Consider the following 21,905-nt stretch of genomic DNA (forward strand, 5'->3'; position numbering starts at 1 on the left):
GAGAACCTTGCGATGAGCAGCGCAGTCGCCACAGCGGCAGCCGGCACGCGCCCGGTCCGCATCGTCTATTTTGCCTGGGTGCGGGAGCGTGTCGGGCTCCCCGAGGAAACGCTCGACATTCCCGCCGATCTCGCCACCGTCGCGGATCTCGTGCGCTGGCTGAAGGCGCGTGGCGAAGGCTACGAGGCCGCTTTCGAGAATGAGAAGATCGTGCGCGCCGCGCTCGACCATGTCCACGCCAAGCCGCAGGCCGCTCTCGGAACCGCCCGCGAGATCGCCTTCTTCCCGCCGATGACCGGCGGCTGAGGCCGTCCATGACGCCCCTCATCCGGATCCAGCGCGAGGATTTCTCGCTTCAGGACGAGATCGACGCTCTGAGTACCGGCCGCGCCGATATCGGCGCCGTGGTCTCCTTCACCGGGCTCTGCCGCGACGAAGCCGGCACGCTCACGGCTCTCGAACTGGAACACTACCCCGGCATGGCCGAAGTGGAGATGAGCCGCGTCGCCACCGAAGCTGTGGAGCGCTGGCCGCTGATGGGGCTGGTCGCGATCCACCGCTATGGGCTGATCCGGCCGGGCGAGCAGATCGTGCTGGTGCTCGCGGCCTCGGCGCATCGCCGCGCCGCCTTCGAGGCCGCCGATTTCATGATGGATTACCTCAAGACCCGCGCCCCGTTCTGGAAGCGCGAGCACCGCGCCGACGGCACGCTCGGCGGCTGGGTCGAGGCCAAGGCGGAGGATGACGATGCCGCGCAGCGCTGGAGCTGACACCGGTTTTGCTGCGTTGCTCCTTTCGCTGGCCCTGTGTGCGCCGGCGCAGGCCCAGATCGGCGAGATGAAGGTTTTCCGCGACTGGATCGCCGGCTGCGACAACACCAGGGCCTGCACAGCGCTCTCGCTGCCGAACGAGGCCGACGACGAAATCGCCTTTCTGCGCCTCGACCGCCCGGCCGGGCCGACCGGCGCGCCGACACTCGCCCTCAAGCTGCGGGCATCGAAACTCCCGAAGCAGTTTTCGCTGGAACTCGCATTGGATGGCGCCCCCTTCCCGGCTGCCGGCCGTCGCCTGCAGACGACGAGCATCGATAGCGAAACCGCAGAAATCGCGATTGCGCCCGCCGATGCCGACGCGTTGATAGCGGCCGCGCGCAAGGCCACGACGCTGACGGCGAAGATCGAGGCGCGAAGCTTCAAGCTCTCGCTCGCGGGCTCGGTCGCGGCCATGCTCTGGATCGACGAGCGGCAGGGGCGGCTGAACACGCCGTCCGCGCTGATCCGCAAGGGGACGGCCGTGACCGTGCCGCCCGCGCCGCCGCTCCCCGTCATCGCCAGCAAGCCGGCCATGGGCAAGCCCTTGCCGAAGGAGCAAGCCGCGGCGCTGGTGAAAGCCATGCGCGCCGAACTGAACCGGCGCGAGCCGGATTCCTGCGAGGAAATGTCCGAGGGTTCCGACGGCGCCTTTCCGTTGGACGATTCGACAAGGCTGATCGTCATCGCCTGCTCGCGGGGCGCCTACAACGTCGCCAGCCAGTTCTGGCTGGTGCCCGGGCGCGACGTCGCGAAGGCCAAGCCCGCCGAGTTCGAAGGCAACCGCGGTCGCGAGGGCAATGAACTGGTCAACGCGGATTACGACCCGAAGTCGGGCCGCGTCATGTTCTACGCCAAGGGCCGCGGCATCGGCGATTGCGGCACATCCGGCTCCTATGGCTGGAACGGGACGCGGTTCGCCGTGCTCCAGCTCAGCGGGATGGACATCTGCCGCCTCATTTCCGGCGATGACTGGATCACGTTGTTCAGGAGCGACGAGAAGTAGAGCGTATCGATTTCGCACGGAGCCACGCCGTCATCCCGGATCTGCGCGGCTACGCCGCTTGTCCGGGATGATGTGGCGTTCCTCAATGGAAGAGGCCTGGCTCGCCGAATGCGCAAAGGGGCCGCATCGCTGCGACCCCTTCTTCAAACCTCGTTCCATGGCCTCCGGCGTTGACCTTGCCGGGCCGCTTCCAGAGCGACCTCGCGGCTCTCACGCCGCCTTCGACGCCGGGCGCACCGATGCCGAATAATCTTCCATGATCACCTTGCCCATATTGCCGGTGATGAAGTTGTAGGGACCGATCTCAGAGACGAGCGTCACCTCGGCAGCCGATCCGGTGATGAAGCATTCCGAGAAGCCTTCGAGCTCTTCCGGCCGGATGCGCCGCTCCACCACCTCGAAGCCGCGCTGGCGGCACAGCTCGATCACCGACTGGCGCGTGAGGCCGTTCAGGAAGCGATCCGCCTGCGGCGTGTGGATCACGCCATCCTTGATGAAGAAGATGTTGGCGCCGGTGCATTCGGCGACATTGCCTTCCCAATCGAGCATCATCGCGTCGGCATAGCCGGCGCGCTCCGCCTTATGCTTGGAGAGCGTGGCGATCATGTAGAGCCCCGCCGCCTTGGCATGGACCGGCGCGCAGGCCGGGTCGGGCCGGCGATAGGCGGCGACATCGAGGCGGATGCCCTTCAGCTTCTGCGCCATGTCGAACATGCTCGGCCACTCCCACACCGCGATCGCGGTATGGATCGTGTTGTTGAGGCCCGAGACGGCCATCATCTCAGAGCCGCGCCAGGCGACCGGGCGGACATAGGCGTCCTTGAGGCCGTTCTCGCGCAGGCAGAGATATTTGGCCTCGTCGATCTCGGCGACCGAATAGGGGATCGTGAAATCCATGATCTCGGCCGACTTGTGGAAGCGCTTCGTGTGCTCCGTGCACTTGTAGATCACGCCGTCATAGGAGCGTTCGCCCTCGAACACGCAGGAGCCGTAATGGAGCCCATGGGTCAGTACGTGCACCTTCGCGTCCTTCCACGGCACGAGCTTGCCGTCGAACCAGATGACGCCATCGCGCTGGTCGAAAGGAATGACTGACATGGGACCTTCTCCTGGGTGCTTCTTGAGGCGCCGGAATTCGACACAGGCTTTCCCTGAACGCAAGAACAGGTCTAAAGCTGCATCTCAGCGTCGGACTTTGAAATAATCGTTCGCCCGGCGTGCTTGACCGGTAATCTTCCGTCTGAGATATGTCAATATCATTGACCTAAATTTTCGGAGCAGCTTTTGTCCCTGGCACGCCCCGATCTCGAAGAAGCCCCGGTCCGCTCGCCTGCGGAGGCCGTCCCGCACGACCTGATCGAGCTGCTCTTCTTCGCCTATCGCGACTTCGTCGGCGACCCGGACCGCATCCTCGCCGATTACGGCTTCGGCCGCGCGCATCACCGGGTGCTGCATTTCGTCCAGAGGCGGCCGGGCCTGACCATCGCGGAGCTGCTCGACATCCTGCAGATCACCAAGCAGAGCCTGAACCGCGTGCTCAAGGAGCTGGTCGAGAAGGGCTATATCGAGCAGCGCACCGGTCGACTGGACAAGCGCCAGCGCCATCTCCACACCACTGCGGCGGGGCAGGATCTGGCGCTCAGGCTCGTGCGGCTGCAGGCCGAGCGCATCAACCGGGCGCTTGCGAGCGTCGGCCCCGAAGCCGCGGCGACGGCGGCACGATACCTCTCCGCGCTGATCGACCCTTCCGAGCGCCCCAAGGTGGAGCGCCTGCTCGACGGATCCTGATTTCAGCCCTCATCCTGAGGAGCGGCCTTGAAGGGGACCCGTTTCGCGCGTTGTGCTATGGCTCGATCGCACTGCGATCTGCCCGAAGCACGGGCGCGAGGACAGAGGAGCGTGGATGATCGCGACCGAGACCCTGGCGAAGCCGGCCCGCAAGCCCCTGCCTGACGAGGCGCCGCACGTTCTCGTCGTCGATGACGATAGGCGCCTGCGCGACCTGCTCGGCCGCTTTCTCGGCGACAATGGCTACCGTGTCACGACCGCCGCCAGCGCCGCCGAGGCCGATAATCGCCTCGGACATCTCGTCTTCGACGCCATCGTGCTCGACGTGATGATGCCCGGCGAGAACGGCTTCGACTTCGCGCGCCGCTTCCGGGGGTCTTCCGCCATCCCGATCCTGATGCTGACGGCCCGCGCCGACGGCAAGGACCGGATCAACGGCCTCGAGATCGGCGTCGACGATTATCTCGCCAAGCCCTTCGAGCCGCGTGAATTGCTGCTGCGCCTCGGCAACATCCTGAAGCGCACTGTCGTCGTCGAGCCTGCCCAATCCGGCGCGCGGCCCGATTTCGTTCGCTTCGGCCCCTTCCTCTACGGGCTGACCCGTGGCGAGTTGCGCAAGGGCGACGAGACCATCCGCCTGACCGAGCGCGAGCGGGAGATTCTGACCGCACTTGCCGAATGCGCCGGCGAGGTGGTGCCGCGCGAGGATCTCGCCGCGCAGGGTTCCGCCGCCAACGACCGCACCGTCGATGTGCAGATGAACCGGCTGCGCCGCAAGATCGAGCGCGATCCGGCCGACCCGCTCTATCTCCAGACGGTGCGCGGCGTCGGCTACCGGCTCGTGACGGACAGGGCGTGACCCAACTGCAGCAGGACAGGAAAGGCCCGGCGGCCCTGCGCTTCGCCGCATCTGCGCTCGCTCGTTCCGTCGTGCAGGTGCAGCGGGGCGCAAGCCGCCTGAATCGCGCGATACGCCCTGCGCTGAGGACCATCGGCAGGCCGCTGCGGCACGTTGCGCGCTACATGCCCAAGGGGCTCTATCCGCGCGCGCTCGTCATCGTCATCGCGCCGGTCGTGCTCCTGCAGTCAGTCATCGCCTATGTCTTCATGGAGCGGCACTGGCAGACGGTGACGCAGCGGCTCTCCTCGGCCGTCTCGGCCGATATCGCCATGCTGATCGACGTTTATGAAAGCTATCCGCAGGACCCCGACACTGCGACGCTCTCGCGCATCGCCGCCGAGCGTCTTGGCATGGACGTCGACATCATCCCCGATTCCGACCTGCCGGCGCCGGGGCCGCGTCCGTTCTTCTCACTGCTCGACAACGCGCTCTCGACCGAGCTCAGCCTGCAGGTCGCCCGCCCCTTCTGGCTCGACACGGTCGGCCGCTCCAGCCTGATCGAGATCCGCATCAAGCTCGGCAAGGACGTGATGCGCATCCTGACCCGGCGCAACGCGGCCTATGCCAGCAACAGCCACATCTTCCTGCTCTGGATGATCGGCACCTCGCTGATCCTGCTGACCATCGCGGTGCTGTTCCTGCGCAATCAGATCCGCCCCATCCTCAAGCTCGCCGATGCGGCTGAAGCCTTCGGCAAGGGCCGCGAGACGGAGTTCCGCCCGCGCGGCGCCCGCGAGGTCCGCCGGGCCGGCAATGCCTTCATCGAGATGAAGCGGCGCGTCGAGCGCTCCATCGGCGAACGCACGACGATGCTGAACGGCGTCAGCCACGACCTGCGCACCATCCTCACCCGCTTCCGGCTTTCGCTCGCCCTGATGGAGCGTTCCTCCGAGATCGAGGCGCTCGAGAAGGATGTCGACGAGATGAGCCGCATGCTCGAGGACTATCTCGCCTTCGCGCGCGGCGATGCGGGCGAGGCGGCCGTCGAAACCGACATCCGCGGGCTGCTCGAGGAACTGAAATCCGACGCCGAGCGGCAGGGCCATCAGACCGAGCTGACGGTGATCGGCGATCCGCTGGTGGTGGTCCGGCCGGACGCCTTCCGCCGCGTCATGACCAACCTCGTCTCGAATGCGGCCCGATACGGTGACCGCATCGCGATCAGCGCCGCCCATGACGCCCGCTACCTGATCGTGATGGTGGACGATGACGGCCCGGGCATCCCGGCGGATCAGCGCGAGGACGTCTTCAGACCCTTCTTCCGGCTCGACGAGGCCCGCAACGTCGACGGCGGCGGCACCGGGCTCGGCCTCGCGATCGCCCGCGACATCGCCCGCTCCCATGGCGGCGACATCATGCTGGCGGATTCGCCGCTCGGGGGCTTGCGAGCGACGGTACGACTGCCGGTTTGAGGCCTTCAGGCTGGCGGCGCGAAGACGAAGGGTGTGACGGCGACGATCAGCGCGAACTGCGTGGCATTGTAGGCCATGGCGCGCCAGTGCAGCGCGTGCAATCGGCGGATCGCCTGTCCGTCACCGGCATCTCGCGCACTGAGTTCGGCATCCATGTTCCGAAGGATCCACTGCCGCATCGCGATCGCCATACCGCCGATCAAGGCAGGGCCGGCGGCGAAGATCGGGCGGTCGGCTACCACGAGAGCGATGGCTCCGATGAAGGAGCCGATGCAGATCAGCCGGAAATGAACGCTGAACAGGCCTCGCAACAGCCAGGTCACGATGGGATCTTCGAATTTAGCCAGAAGGAAGGTCGGCGAGGCGATCAGGAAATACAGGGTCGGAAGCAGAATAGCGACGATGGCAGCCACGGCATAAGCATCGTTGGACATGGCACAGTCCTCGCGCACGAATGGCTGTGCGGACAGTATGGGGGGCCGGCGCGGGCGGCAATAAAACATAGGTAGCGGGTGGGCCGGCTGCCGGCGGGGGCCAAACCAGAAGGCGCAGGCAGCGCGGGGAACCCCTCCCCCGGATGGGAGAGGGGCAGGGGTGAGGGACCGCCGCTGATCGAAAAGTCGCAACGAAGCCGCCTCGCCTTCGGCTGAAACGGCAGGCCCTCATCTGGCGCTCCGCACCACCTTCTCCCGTCCGGGAGAAGGGATAAGCGCCGCAGTTCCCAAGCACCACCCGCACCGAAAGCCCCGTCCAGGCTAAGCCTGCGGGGTTCTCGCACTTTCACATCCAAGGGGATGCGCGGGGTCCGGGCGGCGCACGGCTTTTGCCGCGTGCCGAATGTCGATGTCGAATGTCGAAGTCGATGCGGCGCCTGCCGGCACCGCCCGAACCCCGCGCGCGGTTCTCTCGTGGGTCCGCCCGCCTTAGGCACGACCGGGCCTGCCTGTTCGGCCCGGCGGCGAGAAGACCCTTCCGAGCCCCGCCACCAGCGACGAGAACCCGGAACACCGCATCCCGCCCGGCCGCACGACGCCTCGCGAAGCCCCCTTGGTCGGGCGGGACGGGGGGAGGATAGGTGCAGGTGGATGGGGCGGGGATAAATTGGGGGTTGGCGAGGGCAGGCCGGACGAACGGCAGCTATGGGTCGAAAGCTTACGTTTGCTAGATTCGGCTGCGCTCACTTGCTCGTCGGTGCGCGCTGATCAGGCGGCTTGTTTCCGTGCTGCGGACGCCGGGTCACGCGCATCGCCGTCCCGATAGACTGCTACACGGTCACGGCCCTCATGCTTGGCACGATAGAGTGCGACATCCGCCCGGGCGAACACCTCCTTCAGCGCTTCACCCGCCTCATAGGCCGCCACGCCGAAGCTCGCGCTCAATCGATAGTCTCGCGGAACAAGCGGGTGGCCGGCAGCGGAGAATCGCGCGCGGACCGCGTCAGCAAGCTCGGCAGCCGCCGAGGCGCCGATTCCCGGCAACAGCAGTGCGAATTCCTCACCGCCGATGCGGGCAGCATGCACTGCAGGTTGTTCGAGCAACCTCGCAAATGCGCAGATGATCTCGTCACCTGCAGAATGGCCATATCGATCGTTCACATCCTTGAAGTGATCGATATCGCAAAGGATCAGCGAACCGCCGCGCGATCGATTGGTCTGGATCAGCTCATCGAGCGCGCGGCGGTTGAGCAGCGCTGTCAGACTGTCCCGCTCAGATCGTGTTCGATAATTTTCGATGACTGCGCCGATGATCTTGCCCAGAAGCAGGAACACCGCGGTCGGTGTGGCTAGTGCCGTAAAGCGCATCAACCCCTTTTCCAACGCCGAATCTCTGACGCTGAGATACGGGGCGCCGCCCTCGAACAGGAGCGGGAAGAGAGGCACGCGCATGAAGAACACGCCCGCTATGCCGGTTAGCGTTAGCATGAGGCCCATGCCTAAAATGCCGCGCTCCCGCGCCCGCAAGAGCCTGAGGATGCTGTCTGTCACCGCCAGTCCGCAAGCGAGCTGGAACGGCAAGGTTTGGTAGACAAAGGGAGCCTGGGTAAACAACAAAACAAGGGCGAGGCCGACCAAGCCGACCACCGTCGCGAGCAGCCACGATTGCGGCCGCCGCTCGCCGGTTACGATGCCGACTGACCGTCCGACGCAGAGATAGGCGGCTGGCACGAGGACTGTGGCGGCAAGCAGTTCGAAGAAAGAGCCGTTCGAAAGGCTGATGATTAGCACCTCGACGCTGCCACACAGCAGCGCCACAGCCAGCCAGGCGAGAGATGATTGCCTGCGCATGCCGAAATAGATGGCGATACAGAGGAGGCCGAGAAACGCGAGGACGCAGGCCTGCACGAAACTCAAGCTAACCATCGAGTTCATTGAAGCCATGCTCCGATCACAGAGGCTCGGATCGCATCATCAGGAAAAATTTCAGTAAACGGACAGCGATTTTCGGCTCTTTCTCCGCCTGATTGGCCTTTTAAATCGGCGATTAGGCGCCAATTCCGGTCGCGATGCGGGCAGGCCGGCAATGTGCGCAATGGCCGATTGGCGACGCAATTTCAGACGCCGCCGCCCGGTCCCGCAATCGTCAGAACAACCGCCCGCCGGCCGGCACCTCATGCCCCGGTCCGATCAGCACCACCTCGCCATCGGCATCGGGGATGCCGAGCGTCAGCACCTCGGACATGAACCGGCCGATCTGTCGCGGCGGGAAATTCACCACGGCGAGAACCTGACGGCCCGGGAGATCCTCGGGCCGGTAGTGCTTCGTGATCTGCGCCGAGGATTTCTTGCGACCGATGCTGCCGCCGAAATCGATGACGAGCTTGATCGAAGGCTTGCGCGCCTCCGGATAGGGCTCGGCTTCGACGATCGTGCCGACACGGATGTCGACCTTGAGGAAATCGTCGAAGCCGATCTGCGCGGCGGGTTCGGCAGAGGAGCTCAAAACTCCGACCAACCCCTGTCATGGCTCACGGCGTCGAGCTTCGGCGCTGCCGAGCCGCCGACATAGGCCCTGGCGCGAGGCGCTGCGGCGCGCGGAGCGGCGACCGGAGCCACGGCGGCCTGCATGGTTCTGGCCATGGCCTTGAGGCCGCCGATATCGCCGCCGACCTGGAAGCGGGCGACCAGCGCGGAGAGCCTGTCGGCCTCCTGCGAGAGCGAATGCGCCGCGGCAGTCGATTCCTCGGCCATCGCTGCGTTCTGCTGCGTCGCCTGGTCCATCTCGCCGACAGCCGAGTTGACCTCCTGCAGGCCCGAAGCCTGCTCCTGCGCCGCGCCGGCGATCTCGGCGACGAGTCCGGTCACGCGGTTGATCTCGGAGGCCATGCGCTGCAGCGCTCCGCCCGTCTGTCCGACCAGCGACACGCCCTTCTCCACCTCGATCGTCGAGACGTCGATCAGCGTCTTGATCTCCTTGGCCGCGGAGGCCGAGCGCTGCGCCAGCGCCCGCACTTCGGAGGCCACCACCGCGAAGCCCTTGCCGGCATCGCCCGCGCGCGCCGCCTCGACCGAGGCATTCAGCGCCAGCAGGTTCGTCTGGAAGGCGATTTCGTCGATCACACCGACGATCTGCGAGATCTCCTGCGACGACTTCTCGATGCCGCCCATTGCTGTCACCGCGTCGCGCACGATGCTCGTCGACTGCTCGGCCTCGGTCTTGACCTGATCGGTCGCCTGATTGGCGAGGCGGGCGCTCTCGGCAGTCTGGCGCACCGTGGCCGTCAGTTCGTCGAGCGCAGTGGCGGTCTCCTCGACCGAGGAAGCCTGCTGCTCGGTGCGGCTCGCGAGGTCGTCGGCCGCCTGGCTGATCTCGGTCGAACCCGCCTTCATGCTCTCGGTATTGGTCGCGATCTGGCGCATCGCATCCTGGAGCTTGGCGATGGCGCCGTTGAAATCGTCCTTCAGCTTCACGTATTCGGCCGAGAAGGCTTCCTCGATCCGGTATGTCAGGTCGCCCTCGGAGAGATGCTCCAGGCCCCGGCCTAGCGCCTGCACCACGCCGGCCTGAAGACGGGCCTGCTCGCCGCGCTCAGCCTCGTTGCGGCGGCGCTCGCCTTCGGCGGCCGTGCGGTGGCCGGCGGCCTCCTCCTCGACGCGCACCTTGTCGGCCTCCATCGTCTCCTTGGCCAGGGCCGCGTCGCGGAAGACGACCAGCGCCCGCGCCATCGAGCCGACCTCGTCGGGCCGCTCCTGATGCGCGATCTGCGTGTCGAGATGCCCCTCCGCCAAGCGGTCCATCGAACCCCGCAGCGACTGCAGCATCCCCGTCGCGCGGCGGCTCAGGAACACCACCAGGCCCAGCATGACCAGGCCGAGCGGAACAAGGACCTTGGCGACACCGAGCACCATGCCGCTGAAGGCCGCGTCGACGCTGTGGACATGCAGGCCCGAGCCGACCAGCCACTGCCACTTCGGAATCCCGATCACATAGGAAATCTTGAGGGAGGGCTCCTTGTCGCCGGCCTTGAGCCAGCCATAGTCGAGGAAGCCTTCGCCCTTTGCCTTCACCAGCGCGATCATGTCCTGGACGAAGAACTTGCCGTCCGCGTCCTTGAGCGGCTTCATGTCCGAAGACTGGATCTTCTTGTTGGCGTGCAGGACGCTGATGCCGTCGTAGTTGACGAGGAAGTAGTAATTGCCATCGTCGAAGCGCGCGCTTCCAAGCGCTTCCATCGCCAGCTTCTTGGCATCCTCTTCCTTGAGTTCCCCCGACTCGACGCGCGCGAGATAGCCTTTGACGGTCGTCGCGGCAGCGTCGACGAGATTCTTCATCTCGGCGCGCTTGAGCACCATCATTTCATTGCGGGCGGCGTTCAGCGAATAGCCGATGCCGCCGACAGCGATCAGAACCGCCAGGGCCGCGATCAGCGCGAAGGAGCGACCGATCGACAAGGTAGCAAGCTTCTTCAAGAACAGCATAAACGTGTCCTGCGCCGGAGGGAGGTTTCCTCTATTGCCGCAGATCGACTTAAGACACGTTTAACGATGACTCCTTTTAGCCGCATTTCGGCGAGGATTTGCGCTTGGTCAATTCGGCCGCGCAAACGGCGAATTGGCGTCAATGGCGCCGGCCTCTTGCGAGATCGAATGTGCGGCGCCGATCAATGCTTCGGCCATGGGATGGGGATGCTGAAGAACACGGCGCAAGCACGCCGACCGTAGGAAAGAGGGGAACTCTCTCCTTGGCCACGTCGGCTCGAACACGCTTGTCAGCCGAACTATACAGGCCGCTCCATGCTGGAGACTCCGGGTACTGTCCGGAAAGATCAGATCGCCGGAGCGTAATCCTCATTGTCCTCGCCGCGGTCCGATGCCCGCTCGCGCCTGCGCGCCTTGAGCGGCCGACCCGAGCAGATCGCACGCGCCAGCCCGCGCAACGGCGCCGTCAGCCGATGGACATCCTCGACGCGCGCCATGATGCAACCGGCCGTCTTCAGTTCGCGGTCGAGCCTCGCCATGGTCTTCGACAGTTCCGGCTCCTCGTCGTCGAGCCAGACCTCCGACACCCGCGCCATCAGCAGCACCGCGCCCTGAACGCGCACGGTGCCGAGCGCATCCTCGGTCGGGATACCGGCCGACGCTAACATATAGCGCCAGGAATTGACCGCGCCGCTATTGAGCGCCGCCAGCGCCAGCGGGTCGCGGCGGATCACCGGCAAGATCCTGCGGAGGCCCGCCTTGTAGGGCGCAAGAGCATCGAGCCGGCGCATGACGAGATCGAACATCCGCTCCTTGAAGGGCTCGCCCATGAGATCGTCGGAAGAGCCGGCGAGGACTGCGTCGTCGACCATGCGCGTCAGCCCACCCAGCATGGCGAGCTTGGAGGGGAAGAGCCCGCGTAGCTGGGCGAGCGTGAGCCCGGCCTCGGCGGCGATCTCCGGCAGCTCGATCTGGTCCCAGGGCTGGCCGGCGGCGAGCCGCATCAGCGCCTCGACGGCGCGCTTGCGCGGGTCGGCGGCCGGCGCGGCAGGCTCCGCCTGGGGTGAAACGGGTTTGCGGGCCATGGCACTGCTCCTCTCGCTTCGCAGAGCATCGGCCCGAAACGTGGAATGCGGTTTTCGGATAAAGCCGATGATCCAGCGAAAGGGAGGTTAGGCCCCTATGATGGCAGGCGAAAGGCCGTTCAGCCTGAGAGTTCGCCTGCGCGGCGCTTGGCCGCGGCGACGGCCTTGCGCATCAGGGGCTTGAGCCCGTCATCGGCCATCAGCACCTCGAGCGCCGCTGCAGTCGTCCCGCCAGGCGAGGTCACGTTCTGGCGCAGCGTCCCGGGCGGCAACGGCGACTGGAACAGAAGCTCGCCCGCCCCCTCGATTGTCGCCCGCGCCAGGCGCTCCGCGACATCAACCGGAAGTCCGGCCTCTACGCCGGCTGCGGCGAGGCATTCGACGAGATGGAAGACATAGGCCGGGCCGGAACCGGACACCGCCGTGACGGCGTCGATCAGTGCCTCGTCCTCGACCCACTCGACCACGCCGATGCTGCGCAGCAGCGCATCGGCCATGGCGCGCTGTGCGGCGCTGACGCCCTTGCCGGCGGCCGCCCCCGTCGCGCCGCGCTGCACCGAAGCCGGCAGGTTCGGCATCGCCCGCACGATCGCCGCCGCATTCGGCAGCCGCGCCGAAAGATCGCCCAGTGTCTTGCCGGCGAGGATCGAGATCAGCAGCGTCTTGGGATGGATGAAGGCCTGCACGGCCGGCGCCGCCGTATCGAGCATCTGCGGCTTCGTCGCCAGCACGAGCACCTCCGTAGCCGGGATATCCTTGGCGGAGGGGTTGAGCTTCAGGCCCTTCTCATTGGCGAGCTCGACCATCTCGTCGGAGGGCTTGGGATCGATCAGGGCGATGGCGGCCGGGTCCATGCCGATGCGCAGCCAGCCCTCCAGCATCGAACCGCCCATCTTGCCCGCGCCGATCAGGACAAGGGATTGCGGAAGGGCATTCGACATGGCGGCCTCGCGACGGCTGGGATGAGAGCGTCAGGCCCGGGCGCGCGCCCGGACCATCGCAGGACCAGAGCCCGCAACGGAGGGCCGGGTCAAGCCCGGCCGCGACGCACGCACCTGGCGTTCAGGCCTCGCCAGCCGTCTCGAGAATGGCGCCCTCCATGCCCTCCTTGGCCGTCTTGCCGGCCCAGACGACGAACTGGAAGGCCTGATAGTAGCGCTCGCAGGCCTCGACCGCGCTGCGAACCAGGGCAGCCGCTTGCTCCTCGGTCGGCTCCGCGCCGCCGGAGAGCAGCAGCGCATGGCGATACATGACCACGCTCTCGCTGCTCCAGAGGTCGAAATGGCCGAGCCAGAGCTGTTCGTTGACGAGGCTGACGAGTTGCAGCACCTCGCCGCGGCGCCGCTCCGGCACCTTCAGGTCGAAGGCGCAGGCGATGTGCAGGGCCTCCACCTCGGCGAGCCATGTGATCGCGACGTGATAATCGGACCAGCCGCCTGTGACGGCGACGGAAAGCTCATCCTCGCTGTCGCGGTCGAAGGTCCAGTCGTTGAGGGAAGCGAGGCGTTCAAAGAGGTCCAGCGGGTTGGAAGGCCGATCCTGATCGGCATCCATATCGAGATCCATCATGCCCTGGTGTCCACCTTCCGGGGCGGGAACCCCGGCGCGTTCGAGAAGAGGAACACGGCGATTGGAAAGCGCGAGGACGCAACACACCTCGGAACGCTCCTTGTAGGAACCTTCCCATCCACCGACCGGAACCGAATCCGCCCGACGAATCAATTCTTTCCACCGACGATAGCGCAGGCGCTGTGACGCTCCCAACACGGGAGCGAAGCTCTCCGGATTCGGGCGCCGCGCTCAATCCCCTCTCAGGGCTGTCCACAGCACTTGGCTGTGGACACTGGACCGACTCAGGCTTTGCCGAGCTTCTCTTCCAGCGCCTTGAGGCGGGCGGCGAGCTTGTCGTTCTCCTCGCGGGCGATCAGCGCCATCTCGCGCACCGCCTCGAACTCCTCGCGGGTGACGACGTCGAGATCGCGCAGCAGGCGCTCGATCTGCGTCTTCACCACGGTCTCGACCTCCCGGCGCACGCCCTGCGCCGCGCCCGCTGCATCGGTGGCGAGGCGGGCGATGTCGTCGAGGATGCGGTTGCTTGTGCTGGCCATGGTTCTCTCCATCGGCACCAAATTCCTGTCGTCAAAGCCTATAGGGAGCCGGCGCAGGCGCCGCAATCGAAACGCTTGGGCCCCAAGGCTTGCGGCTGGGGCCGCGCCAAGCTCACATGGCCGCCAGCCCAAGGGAGTCGTCTTCATGGCCCTGCATTTCACCCCCGCCGAATTCGCCCGCCGCCGGCAGGCCCTGCTCGCCGCGATGCAGGCTGAGCGGCTCGATGCGCTCTTCCTGTTCCAGCAGGAATCGATGTTCTGGCTGACGGGCTACGACACCTTCGGCTTCTGCTTCTTCCAGTGTCTGGTGGTCAAAGCCGACGGCACCATGGCGCTGCTCACCCGCTCGGCCGATCTCAGGCAGGCACAACACACCTCGAACCTGAGCGACATCCGCATCTGGAAGGACGGGCGCGATGCCAACCCCGCCGTCGACCTGCTGGCACTGGCCCGCGATCTCGGCCTCGGGAACAAGCGCATCGGCGTCGAATTCGAATCCTACGGCCTCGTCGCCTCGAACTACCGCAAGCTGGAAGCAGCCTTCGCCGCGCAGGCCGATCTCGTCGACGCCTCGCTGATCGTCACGCGGTTGCGCGCCGTGAAATCGGCTGAGGAGATCACTTATGTCCGCCGCGCCGCCGCGCTCTCCGATGCCGCCGACCGCGCCGCGCTCGACACCATCCGGGCCGGCGCCGACGAGGGCGATATCCTCGCCGGCCAGCACAACGCCATCTTCGCCGACGGCGGGGACTATCCCGGCAACGAGTTCATCATCGGCTCCGGCCGCGACGCCCTGCTCTGCCGCTACAAATCGGGCCGCCGCAAGCTCGAGACGCAAGACCAGATCACGCTCGAATTCGCCGGCGCCGACCGGCATTACCACGCGGCGATCATGCGCACCGTCGCCGTGGGCAAGCCGCGCCCGCTGCATCTGACCTATCACACCGCCGCCAGGGACGCGTTGCTCGCCTGCGAAGCGGAGCTGAAACCCGGCCGCACGGCGGGCGATGTCTTCGCTGCCCATGCGCGCGTGTTCGACGCGCACGGCCTCGGCCAGCACCGGCTCAATGCCTGCGGCTATTCGCTTGGCGCCAAGTTCACGCCGTCCTGGATGGACTGGCCGATGTTCTACGAGGCCAATGAGTGGGAGATCGTGCCCGGCATGGTGATGTTCGCCCACATGATCCTGATGGATTCGGAAACCGAGACGGCCATGTGCCTCGGCCGCACCTATCTCGTCGGGGAACACGGCGCCGAAGCGCTCAACCTGCCCGATCTGGACCTCGCCATCCGTTGAGCCTAGAAGAGCCGTTAGGGAATCATTAAGAAGCGGTTCGTGGCTCAAAGGGTGGGAGGCGTCATGTTCAACCGTCTGAGCGGCCTTGCCGTGGGTTCTGTCTTCGCGCTGGCGCTGGCCGGCTGCCAGGAAACCACCCAGACTGCAGCGCGTCCGCGCGTCGATGCGCCCGGTATCCCCGTTTCGGTGCAGAGCATCTCGGGCGCGCCGGATGACGTGACCAGCAACTTCACCAGCTTGCTCGGCGAGGCCGCGGCCGAGCGCCGGATGGAGATCGTCCCCGGCGACAAGCCCGCCCGCTTCCGCGTCAAGGGCTATCTCACGGCGCTGCCGACCGAGGACGGGCAGACCGCGCTCGCCTTCGTCTGGGACGTCTATGACGCCAGCAAGCAGCGCGCCCAGCGCGTGCAGGGTGAGAGCATCGGCAAGCGCGGCGGCGGATCCGACCCCTGGACAGCTATCGATCGCACGGTCGTCGCGAAAGCGGCCTCCGACTCGATGGACGCCATCGCTGGCTTCCTCGTGACGATGCCGCCGGACGCCACGCCGCTCCCGACCGCGACCACGGGATCGAAGACCGACGGCAAGAAGACCGCAGCGGCCGGCACAGCCACCACCGGAAGCGGCAAGCGCCTCTGACAGGAGGCCTGTCATATAATTTGCATGCCGATATTGCAGCGCAGCAGTCGACTCAGCCCGACCGCGCTGTTAAGAGCCGTTCGAATTGAGCCGGCATGGCCGGTTTCTGCCCCGCTCAAAGCCTGCCGATCGGTCGGCGGCCTCCAATTCAGACGGTACGCCACGGCATGGCCTCTCACTTCAAAGTCGTCGCCGGCAACTCCAACCGGCCGCTCGCCGAAGCGATCTGCAACCATCTCAGCATCCCGCTCGCCCGGGCCTCGGTCCGGCGCTTCGCGGACATGGAGGTCTTCGTCGAGATCCAGGAGAACGTCCGCGGCCAGGACGTCTTCGTCATCCAGTCGACCTCCTTTCCCACCAACGACCACCTGATGGAGCTGCTGATCGTCACCGATGCGCTGCGCCGCTCCTCGGCCAAGCGCATCACGGCGGTGATCCCCTATTTCGGCTATGCACGGCAGGACCGCCGCGCCTCCGGCCGCACGCCGATCTCGGCCAAGCTCGTCTCCAATCTCATCACCCATGCCGGCGTCGACCGCGTGCTGACGCTCGACCTCCATGCCGGCCAGATCCAGGGCTTCTTCGACATCCCCACCGACAACCTGTTCGGCGCCCCGCTGATGGCGCGGGACATCAAGGATCGGCTGGATTGGAAGAACGCCATGGTGGTCTCGCCGGACGTCGGCGGCGTGGTCCGCGCGCGCGCGCTCGCCAAGCGCATCGACGCCCCGCTGGCCATCGTCGACAAGCGGCGCGACCGGCCGGGCGAGTCCGAGGTGATGAACATCATCGGCTCTGTCGAGGGCCGCTCCTGCATCCTGATCGACGACATCGTCGACTCGGGCGGCACGCTGGTGAACGCCGCCGAGGCGCTGCTCGCCGACGGCGCCAAGGAGGTCTTCGCCTACATCACCCATGGCGTGCTCTCGGGCGGGGCGGTGGCGCGCATCGCCTCCTCCAAGCTCAAGGAACTGGTCATCACCGACTCGATCTTGCCGACCGAGGCCGTGAAGGTCGCCCGCAACATCCGCGTCATCTCCATCGCCGGGCTGATGGGCGAGGCGATCGAGCGCACGGCGAGCGAGACCAGCGTTTCCAGCCTGTTCGACTGAGGCGGGCAAGCGTGGGCAAGGCAGGCGCCCTCGTCCTGTTCTCCGGGGGACAGGACTCCACCACCGCGCTGGCCTGGGCGCTCGAGCGCTTCGACGCGGTCGAGACCATCGGCTTCGACTACGGCCAGCGCCATAGCATCGAGATGGAATGCCGCCTCGCCATCCGCGAGAAGCTACCCGCCCTCTCCGCGACCTATGCCGAACGGCTCGGCCCCGACCATCTCGTGGATCTCAAGGCGCTCGGCGCCATCTCCGAGACGGCGCTGACCCGCGAGAGCGAAATCGCCTTCGCCGAGACGGGCCTGCCCACCACCTTCGTGCCCGGCCGCAACCTGATTTTCCTGACCTTCGCAGCGGCCGTCGCCTATCGCCGCGACCTGAAGCACATCGTGCTCGGCGTCTGCGAGACCGACTATTCCGGCTACCCGGACTGCCGCGACGACACGATCAAGGCGATGCAGGTCAGCCTGAGCCTCGGGCTCGACCGCCGGCTCGTCCTGCACACGCCGCTGATGTGGCGCGACAAGGCACAGACCTTCGCGCTCGCCCGGGCACTCGGCGGGCAGGCCCTGCTCGACCTCATCGTCGAGGACAGCCATAGCTGTTACCTTGGCGACAGGACGACACGGCATGGCTGGGGCTATGGCTGCGGCCGTTGCCCGGCCTGCGACTTGCGCGCAAAAGGCTTCGCGGCTTATCTCGCGGCACCCGACGACAGCGGACCTTCCTATGACTCATGACCGGCAGCGCCTCACCGAAGGCCTCATCGCCCTCGCGGCCTTCGCCCTCACCATTCCGGCGGCGAATTGGCTGATCGGCAATGCAGGCGCGGTCTGCGTGCCGAACGGGCCCTGCCTCGTCCCGGTCTGGCCCGGCGTCATGGCCCCGAGCGGCGTGCTGATGGTCGGCCTCGCGCTCGTGCTGCGCGATGTCGTCCAGCGCCGCCTCGGCGCGCTCGCGGGGCTCGGCGCTATCGCGGTCGGCACGCTGATCTCGGCATGGCTGGCCCCGCCCGCCATCGTGATCGCCTCGGCCAGCGCCTTCCTGCTCTCCGAACTCGCCGATTTCGCGGTCTACACGCCGCTGCAGCGCCGCCGCTTCGTCACCGCCGTCTTCGCCTCCAGCGTCGTCGGCCTCGTCGTCGACTCGATCGTCTTCCTGCACCTCGCCTTCGGCAGCCTCGACTACCTGTCGGGCCAGATCATCGGCAAGGCCTGGATGGTTCTGCTGGCCCTGCCGCTGATGTACCTGCTGCGCCGCCGCGACGAACGGCTGGGCCTGATCGCGGCCTGAGCGGCCCGACACAACGACTTTGAGGCAACGCCTCAACCGGCCCTTAAGGCACGCCGTGCAATAGCGCGGGTCTGCGATGCGCCATCCGTAGGGAACCGCGTGATCAGACCCTCGGACAATCTGCAGGCTTTGCAGAACGACATTCTCGAAGACATTGCGCGGGGCGAGTCGCTCGTCGCGTCCATGGAGCGCCTGTGCCGGCGTGCCGAAGCGACATCCAGGGGCGCCGTCTGCTCGGTCCTGGCAGTCGACGACCAGGGTCGCCTGCAGCCCCTCGCCTCGCCCAGCCTTCCCGAACACTACACCGCGGCCCTCATAGGCCTTCCGACAGGTCCCTGCGTCGGCTCCTGCGGGACGGCCGTCTACCGTCGCGAGCCCGTCGAGGTCACCGACATCGCGACCGACCCGCTCTGGGAAGCCTACAAGGAACTGGCCCTGCCGCTGGGCCTGCGCGCCTGCTGGTCGACGCCGATCAAGGCGCGCGACGGCCGCGTCGTCGGTGCCTTCGCCTTCTATTTCCGCGAGCCGCGCAGGCCGCGGGCGCTCGAGCGCCGTATCGTCGCGACCTGCGTCCACCTCTGCGCCATCGCGATTGAGCATGACGAGGTGCGCGCCCGCAATCACCGGCTCGCCTATTTCGACACGCTGACGAAGCTGCCGAACCGGGCGCAGTTCAACGACGCGATCGCAGCCATCAGCGCGACCTCGCGCCATTACGGGCTGATGCTGATCGACATCGACCACCTCAAGACGATCAACGACACGCTCGGCCATGGCGCCGGCGATGCCTTGATCGCCGAGATCGGCGCCAGGCTTGCCGCGACGCTTCCCGACTGCCTGGCCTGCCGGATCGGTGGCGATGAATTCGCGGTCCTCATCCCCGATTGCGACAGCGGCGCAAGGATGCGCAGCCTGGCCAGCGCGGCCCTGGCCGCGATAGCCGCTCCGCTCGATCATGATGGCCAGACCATCCTGCCGAGCGTCACCATCGGAGGCGCCCTCGCCGGCGAGGACGGGCAGGACAGCGGCGCCTTGCGCCAGAACGCCGACCTCGCACTTTATCATGCCAAGGAAACTCAGCGCGGCCGCTATGTCCGCTTCCGCAGCCAGTTGCGCAGCGCGATGATGCACCGCATCCGGATCAGGAAGGACGTCAGCAGCGCGCTCGAGGACGACCGGATCATCCCCTATTATCAGCCGATCATCCGGCTCGAGACCCCCGAGATCGTGGGGGTCGAGGCGCTTGCCCGGATGCGCCTCTCCAATGGCCGCCTGGCCACAGCGGATGAATTCCACGAGGCCCTGCTCGATCCCAAGATCGCCCATCGCATCACCACGCAGATGCTGATGGCGGTCGCGGCCGACATGGCGCGTTGGCGGGACGCGGGCTTGCAGCTCCAGCATGTCGCCCTGAACGTGACCTCGGCCGATTTCAGGAAGGGCGATCTCGTCCAGCGGATCAGCCGGATCACGGAAAAGGCCGGGCTGCCGATGCAGCACCTCGTCGTCGAGATCACCGAGCAGGTCTTCATGGGCGGGCGCAAGGACGGCGTCGCGCGCACGATGGAGGCATTGCAGGACTGTGGGATCGCGGTGGCGCTCGACGATTTCGGCACCGGCTTCGCGTCCCTGACCCATCTCCTCGATTTCCCGATCGACATCATCAAGATCGACCGCTCCTTCGTCGCGGCGATCGACAGCGGCGCGCGCAGCGGTGCCATCGTCGAATCCCTGCTGAACATGACCCGCCGGCTCGGCATGAAGACCATCGCCGAGGGCATCGAGACGCAGTCGCAGGCCCAGCGCCTCGGCGAGATGGGCTGCCGCCTCGGCCAGGGCTACCTCTACTCGCCTCCGGTCCCGGCGGCCCAGGTCCGCGAGCTGTTGCGGCGCTTCGCCCGCGCTCCCGAAGTGAAGGCCGCCGACAGCCGCCCCATCGCGAACGCGGCCTGAAGCCGAGCCGCTTTCGCAGCCGGCCCGTATCCGACGCAATGGACTTGAGATCGCGCCGCTTTTCGCCTATGAGCACCCTCGCGTCCCGCTGACACCCTTGGAGGCTCTGGACGCGCAACCCGATGGCCGCCACGAGGCGGCCTTGTCATTTTGAACGTCAAGGACAGTAACATGACCGCCGTGAAGCAAATCGAGGCTTCGGCGCGCGCACAGGTCGGCAAGGGGGCCGCCCGTGCAGTTCGCCGCCAGGGCCAGACGCCTGCCGTGATCTATGGTGGGGGCGCTGCTCCCGAAGCGATCGCGCTCGACGCCAACAAGACGCGCCAGCTCATTTTCAATGGCCACTTCCTGACCACGATCTTCGAGATCACCGTCGGCAGCAAGAAGCAGCGGGTCATCCCGCGCGACTACCAGCTCGACCCGGTCAAGGATTTCCCGCTCCACGTCGACTTCCTGCGCGTCGCCAAGGGCCAGACCGTCACGGTCCAGGTTCCGATCCACGTCGTCGGCCAGGAGTCGAGCCCCGGCGTCAAGAGCGGCGGCCTGGTCCAGATCGTCGAGCACACCCTCGAGATCACGGTCGAGCCCGAAAACATTCCGGAGGCCTTCGAGGTTTCGGTTGCCGGTCTGAACATCGGTGACCAGATCGAAGCCAAGGTCATCAAGCTGCCGGCCGGCGCCAAGCTGACCGTCGGTTCGGACGCGACGATCGTCACGATCGCCCCGCCGACCGTCGAGGTCGAGCCGGCCGCCGACGCCGCTGCCGAGGCTTCGGCCGAAGCCAAGGCCTGATGAGCGGCGCCATCCGGCGCCCTCTCTTCCTGCTTCTACAGTCTGACGAGACGGCCGGGACCTCCCGGCCGTCTTGCTATGGCATCGGACCGAAAAGTGATTTCCGGTTTTCGGACAAGGCCGATGCTGAACCGATAAGCCTGCCGGAGTCCCGCCATGCTGATCTTCGCCGGCCTCGGCAATCCGGGAGCGCGCTATGCCCGCAACCGGCACAATATCGGCTTCATGGCCGTCGAGGAGATCGCTCGCCTCCACCGCGCCTCCCCCTGGCGCGCACGCTTCCAGGCCGAGGCCTGCGAGGCTACGATCGGCGGCGAAAAGATCATCCTGCTCAAGCCGCAGACCTACATGAACGAATCCGGCCGCTCGATCGGCGAGGCCGCGCGCTTCTTCAAGATCGCCCCCGCCGACGTCGTCGTCTTCCATGACGAGCTGGACCTCCCCCCGGCCAAGCTGCGCGTGAAGCTCGGCGGCGGCAATGCCGGTCATAACGGCCTGCGCTCGACCACCGCCGCCATCGGCAACGAGTATCGCCGCGTGCGCATGGGCATCGGCCATCCCGGCGACAAGGCGCTGGTCCACGCCTATGTGCTCAACGATTTCGGCAAGGCCGAGCAGCCCTGGGTCGAGGACATGTGCCGCGCCTGCGCCGACCATGCGGAGCTGCTCGCGGCCCATGACGACACCGGCTTCCAGAACAAGGTCCACCTCTTCATGGACGCACGCGGCCACGCCGCAGTGAAGCGGCTCGGCGAGAAGGACGGCGACTGAGCGCCCGGAGTATCTTCAAGCGA

Annotated in this window: 23 protein-coding genes; 14 read left to right on the forward strand and 9 right to left on the reverse strand. The window is 66.5% G+C overall.

All coding sequences use genetic code 11. The features are described from left to right. Positions 1 to 12 precede the first annotated feature (12 nt). The 3 genes from moaD to BoBH3_RS15530 are packed head-to-tail and all read left to right on the forward strand — an operon-like array spanning position 13 to position 1,815. On the forward strand, positions 13 to 306 hold the full coding sequence (gene moaD, locus BoBH3_RS15520) for a molybdopterin converting factor subunit 1 (protein WP_262331718.1): 294 nt from the start codon (positions 13 to 15) through the stop codon (positions 304 to 306). A gap of 8 nt (positions 307 to 314) precedes the next feature. After that, positions 315 to 770: a molybdenum cofactor biosynthesis protein MoaE gene (locus BoBH3_RS15525; protein ID WP_410050607.1), complete on the forward strand. Its 456-nt coding sequence runs from the start codon at positions 315 to 317 to the stop codon at positions 768 to 770. Then, positions 748 to 1,815 (forward strand): DUF1176 domain-containing protein, encoded by a 1,068-nt coding sequence (locus BoBH3_RS15530; protein WP_262331719.1) that lies wholly within the window; start codon positions 748 to 750, stop codon positions 1,813 to 1,815. Before BoBH3_RS15525 ends, BoBH3_RS15530 begins: the two co-directional genes overlap by 23 nt. A 210-nt stretch (positions 1,816 to 2,025) precedes the next feature. Here BoBH3_RS15530 and BoBH3_RS15535 read toward each other — a convergent pair whose 3' ends face one another. Then, a complete protein-coding gene (locus BoBH3_RS15535; protein ID WP_262331720.1) occupies positions 2,026 to 2,913 on the reverse strand; it encodes a branched-chain amino acid aminotransferase in 888 nt (295 codons plus the stop codon). A 192-nt stretch (positions 2,914 to 3,105) separates the two neighbouring features. Here BoBH3_RS15535 and BoBH3_RS15540 point away from each other — a divergent pair, with 192 nt between their 5' ends. The 3 genes from BoBH3_RS15540 (at position 3,106) to BoBH3_RS15550 (ending at position 5,916) form a co-directional block, all read left to right on the forward strand. Next, positions 3,106 to 3,603, forward strand: coding sequence for a MarR family winged helix-turn-helix transcriptional regulator (locus BoBH3_RS15540; protein WP_262331955.1), 498 nt, complete (start codon positions 3,106 to 3,108; stop codon positions 3,601 to 3,603). A gap of 115 nt (positions 3,604 to 3,718) precedes the next feature. Continuing rightward, on the forward strand, positions 3,719 to 4,462 hold the full coding sequence (locus tag BoBH3_RS15545; RefSeq protein WP_262331721.1) for a response regulator: 744 nt from the start codon (positions 3,719 to 3,721) through the stop codon (positions 4,460 to 4,462). Positions 4,463 to 4,626: 164 nt separating this feature from the next. Further along, complete coding sequence (locus BoBH3_RS15550) at positions 4,627 to 5,916, forward strand: ATP-binding protein (protein ID WP_410050615.1); 1,290 nt, start codon at positions 4,627 to 4,629, stop codon at positions 5,914 to 5,916. Between the two features lie 5 nt (positions 5,917 to 5,921). On the opposite strand, the gene BoBH3_RS15555 is transcribed toward BoBH3_RS15550, so the two are convergent. The 8 genes from BoBH3_RS15555 to BoBH3_RS15590 form a co-directional block, all read right to left on the reverse strand. Beyond that, positions 5,922 to 6,350: a hypothetical protein gene (locus tag BoBH3_RS15555; RefSeq protein WP_262331722.1), complete on the reverse strand. Its 429-nt coding sequence runs from the start codon at positions 6,348 to 6,350 to the stop codon at positions 5,922 to 5,924. Between the two features lie 768 nt (positions 6,351 to 7,118). Next, entirely contained in the window at positions 7,119 to 8,285 is a 1,167-nt protein-coding gene (locus BoBH3_RS15560) for a GGDEF domain-containing protein (protein WP_262331723.1), read from the reverse strand. Positions 8,286 to 8,496: 211 nt separating this feature from the next. Continuing rightward, the gene (locus BoBH3_RS15565) at positions 8,497 to 8,856 is read right to left on the reverse strand and encodes a tRNA-binding protein (protein ID WP_262331724.1); all 360 of its coding nucleotides are present in this window, start codon (positions 8,854 to 8,856) and stop codon (positions 8,497 to 8,499) included. Then, positions 8,853 to 10,832: a methyl-accepting chemotaxis protein gene (locus tag BoBH3_RS15570; RefSeq protein WP_262331725.1), complete on the reverse strand. Its 1,980-nt coding sequence runs from the start codon at positions 10,830 to 10,832 to the stop codon at positions 8,853 to 8,855. Before BoBH3_RS15570 ends, BoBH3_RS15565 begins: the two co-directional genes overlap by 4 nt. A gap of 347 nt (positions 10,833 to 11,179) precedes the next feature. Continuing rightward, positions 11,180 to 11,917 (reverse strand): TetR/AcrR family transcriptional regulator, encoded by a 738-nt coding sequence (locus BoBH3_RS15575; RefSeq protein WP_262331726.1) that lies wholly within the window; start codon positions 11,915 to 11,917, stop codon positions 11,180 to 11,182. A gap of 119 nt (positions 11,918 to 12,036) precedes the next feature. Then, positions 12,037 to 12,858 (reverse strand): pyrroline-5-carboxylate reductase, encoded by an 822-nt coding sequence (proC, locus tag BoBH3_RS15580; protein WP_262331727.1) that lies wholly within the window; start codon positions 12,856 to 12,858, stop codon positions 12,037 to 12,039. Between the two features lie 121 nt (positions 12,859 to 12,979). Next, positions 12,980 to 13,486 (reverse strand): type III secretion system chaperone family protein, encoded by a 507-nt coding sequence (locus BoBH3_RS15585; protein ID WP_112577137.1) that lies wholly within the window; start codon positions 13,484 to 13,486, stop codon positions 12,980 to 12,982. Between the two features lie 284 nt (positions 13,487 to 13,770). Further along, complete coding sequence (locus BoBH3_RS15590; protein ID WP_262331728.1) at positions 13,771 to 14,025, reverse strand: accessory factor UbiK family protein; 255 nt, start codon at positions 14,023 to 14,025, stop codon at positions 13,771 to 13,773. Between the two features lie 145 nt (positions 14,026 to 14,170). Between BoBH3_RS15590 and BoBH3_RS15595 the strand changes: the two genes are divergently transcribed. The 8 genes from BoBH3_RS15595 (at position 14,171) to pth (ending at position 21,882) form a co-directional block, all read left to right on the forward strand. Beyond that, complete coding sequence (locus tag BoBH3_RS15595) at positions 14,171 to 15,322, forward strand: M24 family metallopeptidase (RefSeq protein WP_262331729.1); 1,152 nt, start codon at positions 14,171 to 14,173, stop codon at positions 15,320 to 15,322. Between the two features lie 63 nt (positions 15,323 to 15,385). Then, positions 15,386 to 15,961 (forward strand): hypothetical protein, encoded by a 576-nt coding sequence (locus BoBH3_RS15600; RefSeq protein WP_262331730.1) that lies wholly within the window; start codon positions 15,386 to 15,388, stop codon positions 15,959 to 15,961. 167 nt (positions 15,962 to 16,128) lie between these two features. Further along, complete coding sequence (locus BoBH3_RS15605; protein ID WP_262331731.1) at positions 16,129 to 17,073, forward strand: ribose-phosphate pyrophosphokinase; 945 nt, start codon at positions 16,129 to 16,131, stop codon at positions 17,071 to 17,073. A gap of 11 nt (positions 17,074 to 17,084) precedes the next feature. Beyond that, a complete protein-coding gene (gene queC / locus BoBH3_RS15610) occupies positions 17,085 to 17,813 on the forward strand; it encodes a 7-cyano-7-deazaguanine synthase QueC (RefSeq protein ID WP_262331732.1) in 729 nt (242 codons plus the stop codon). Continuing rightward, on the forward strand, positions 17,803 to 18,366 hold the full coding sequence (locus BoBH3_RS15615) for a VUT family protein (RefSeq protein ID WP_262331733.1): 564 nt from the start codon (positions 17,803 to 17,805) through the stop codon (positions 18,364 to 18,366). Before queC ends, BoBH3_RS15615 begins: the two co-directional genes overlap by 11 nt. Positions 18,367 to 18,465: 99 nt before the next feature. Beyond that, entirely contained in the window at positions 18,466 to 20,319 is a 1,854-nt protein-coding gene (locus BoBH3_RS15620) for a putative bifunctional diguanylate cyclase/phosphodiesterase (protein ID WP_262331734.1), read from the forward strand. 171 nt (positions 20,320 to 20,490) lie between these two features. After that, positions 20,491 to 21,111 (forward strand): 50S ribosomal protein L25/general stress protein Ctc, encoded by a 621-nt coding sequence (locus BoBH3_RS15625; protein WP_262331735.1) that lies wholly within the window; start codon positions 20,491 to 20,493, stop codon positions 21,109 to 21,111. Between the two features lie 156 nt (positions 21,112 to 21,267). Further along, the gene (pth, locus tag BoBH3_RS15630) at positions 21,268 to 21,882 is read left to right on the forward strand and encodes an aminoacyl-tRNA hydrolase (RefSeq protein WP_262331736.1); all 615 of its coding nucleotides are present in this window, start codon (positions 21,268 to 21,270) and stop codon (positions 21,880 to 21,882) included. Positions 21,883 to 21,905: the final 23 nt, after the last annotated feature.

The organism is Allobosea sp. BH3, from assembly GCF_025499465.1.
GTDB lineage: Bacteria > Pseudomonadota > Alphaproteobacteria > Rhizobiales > Beijerinckiaceae > Allobosea.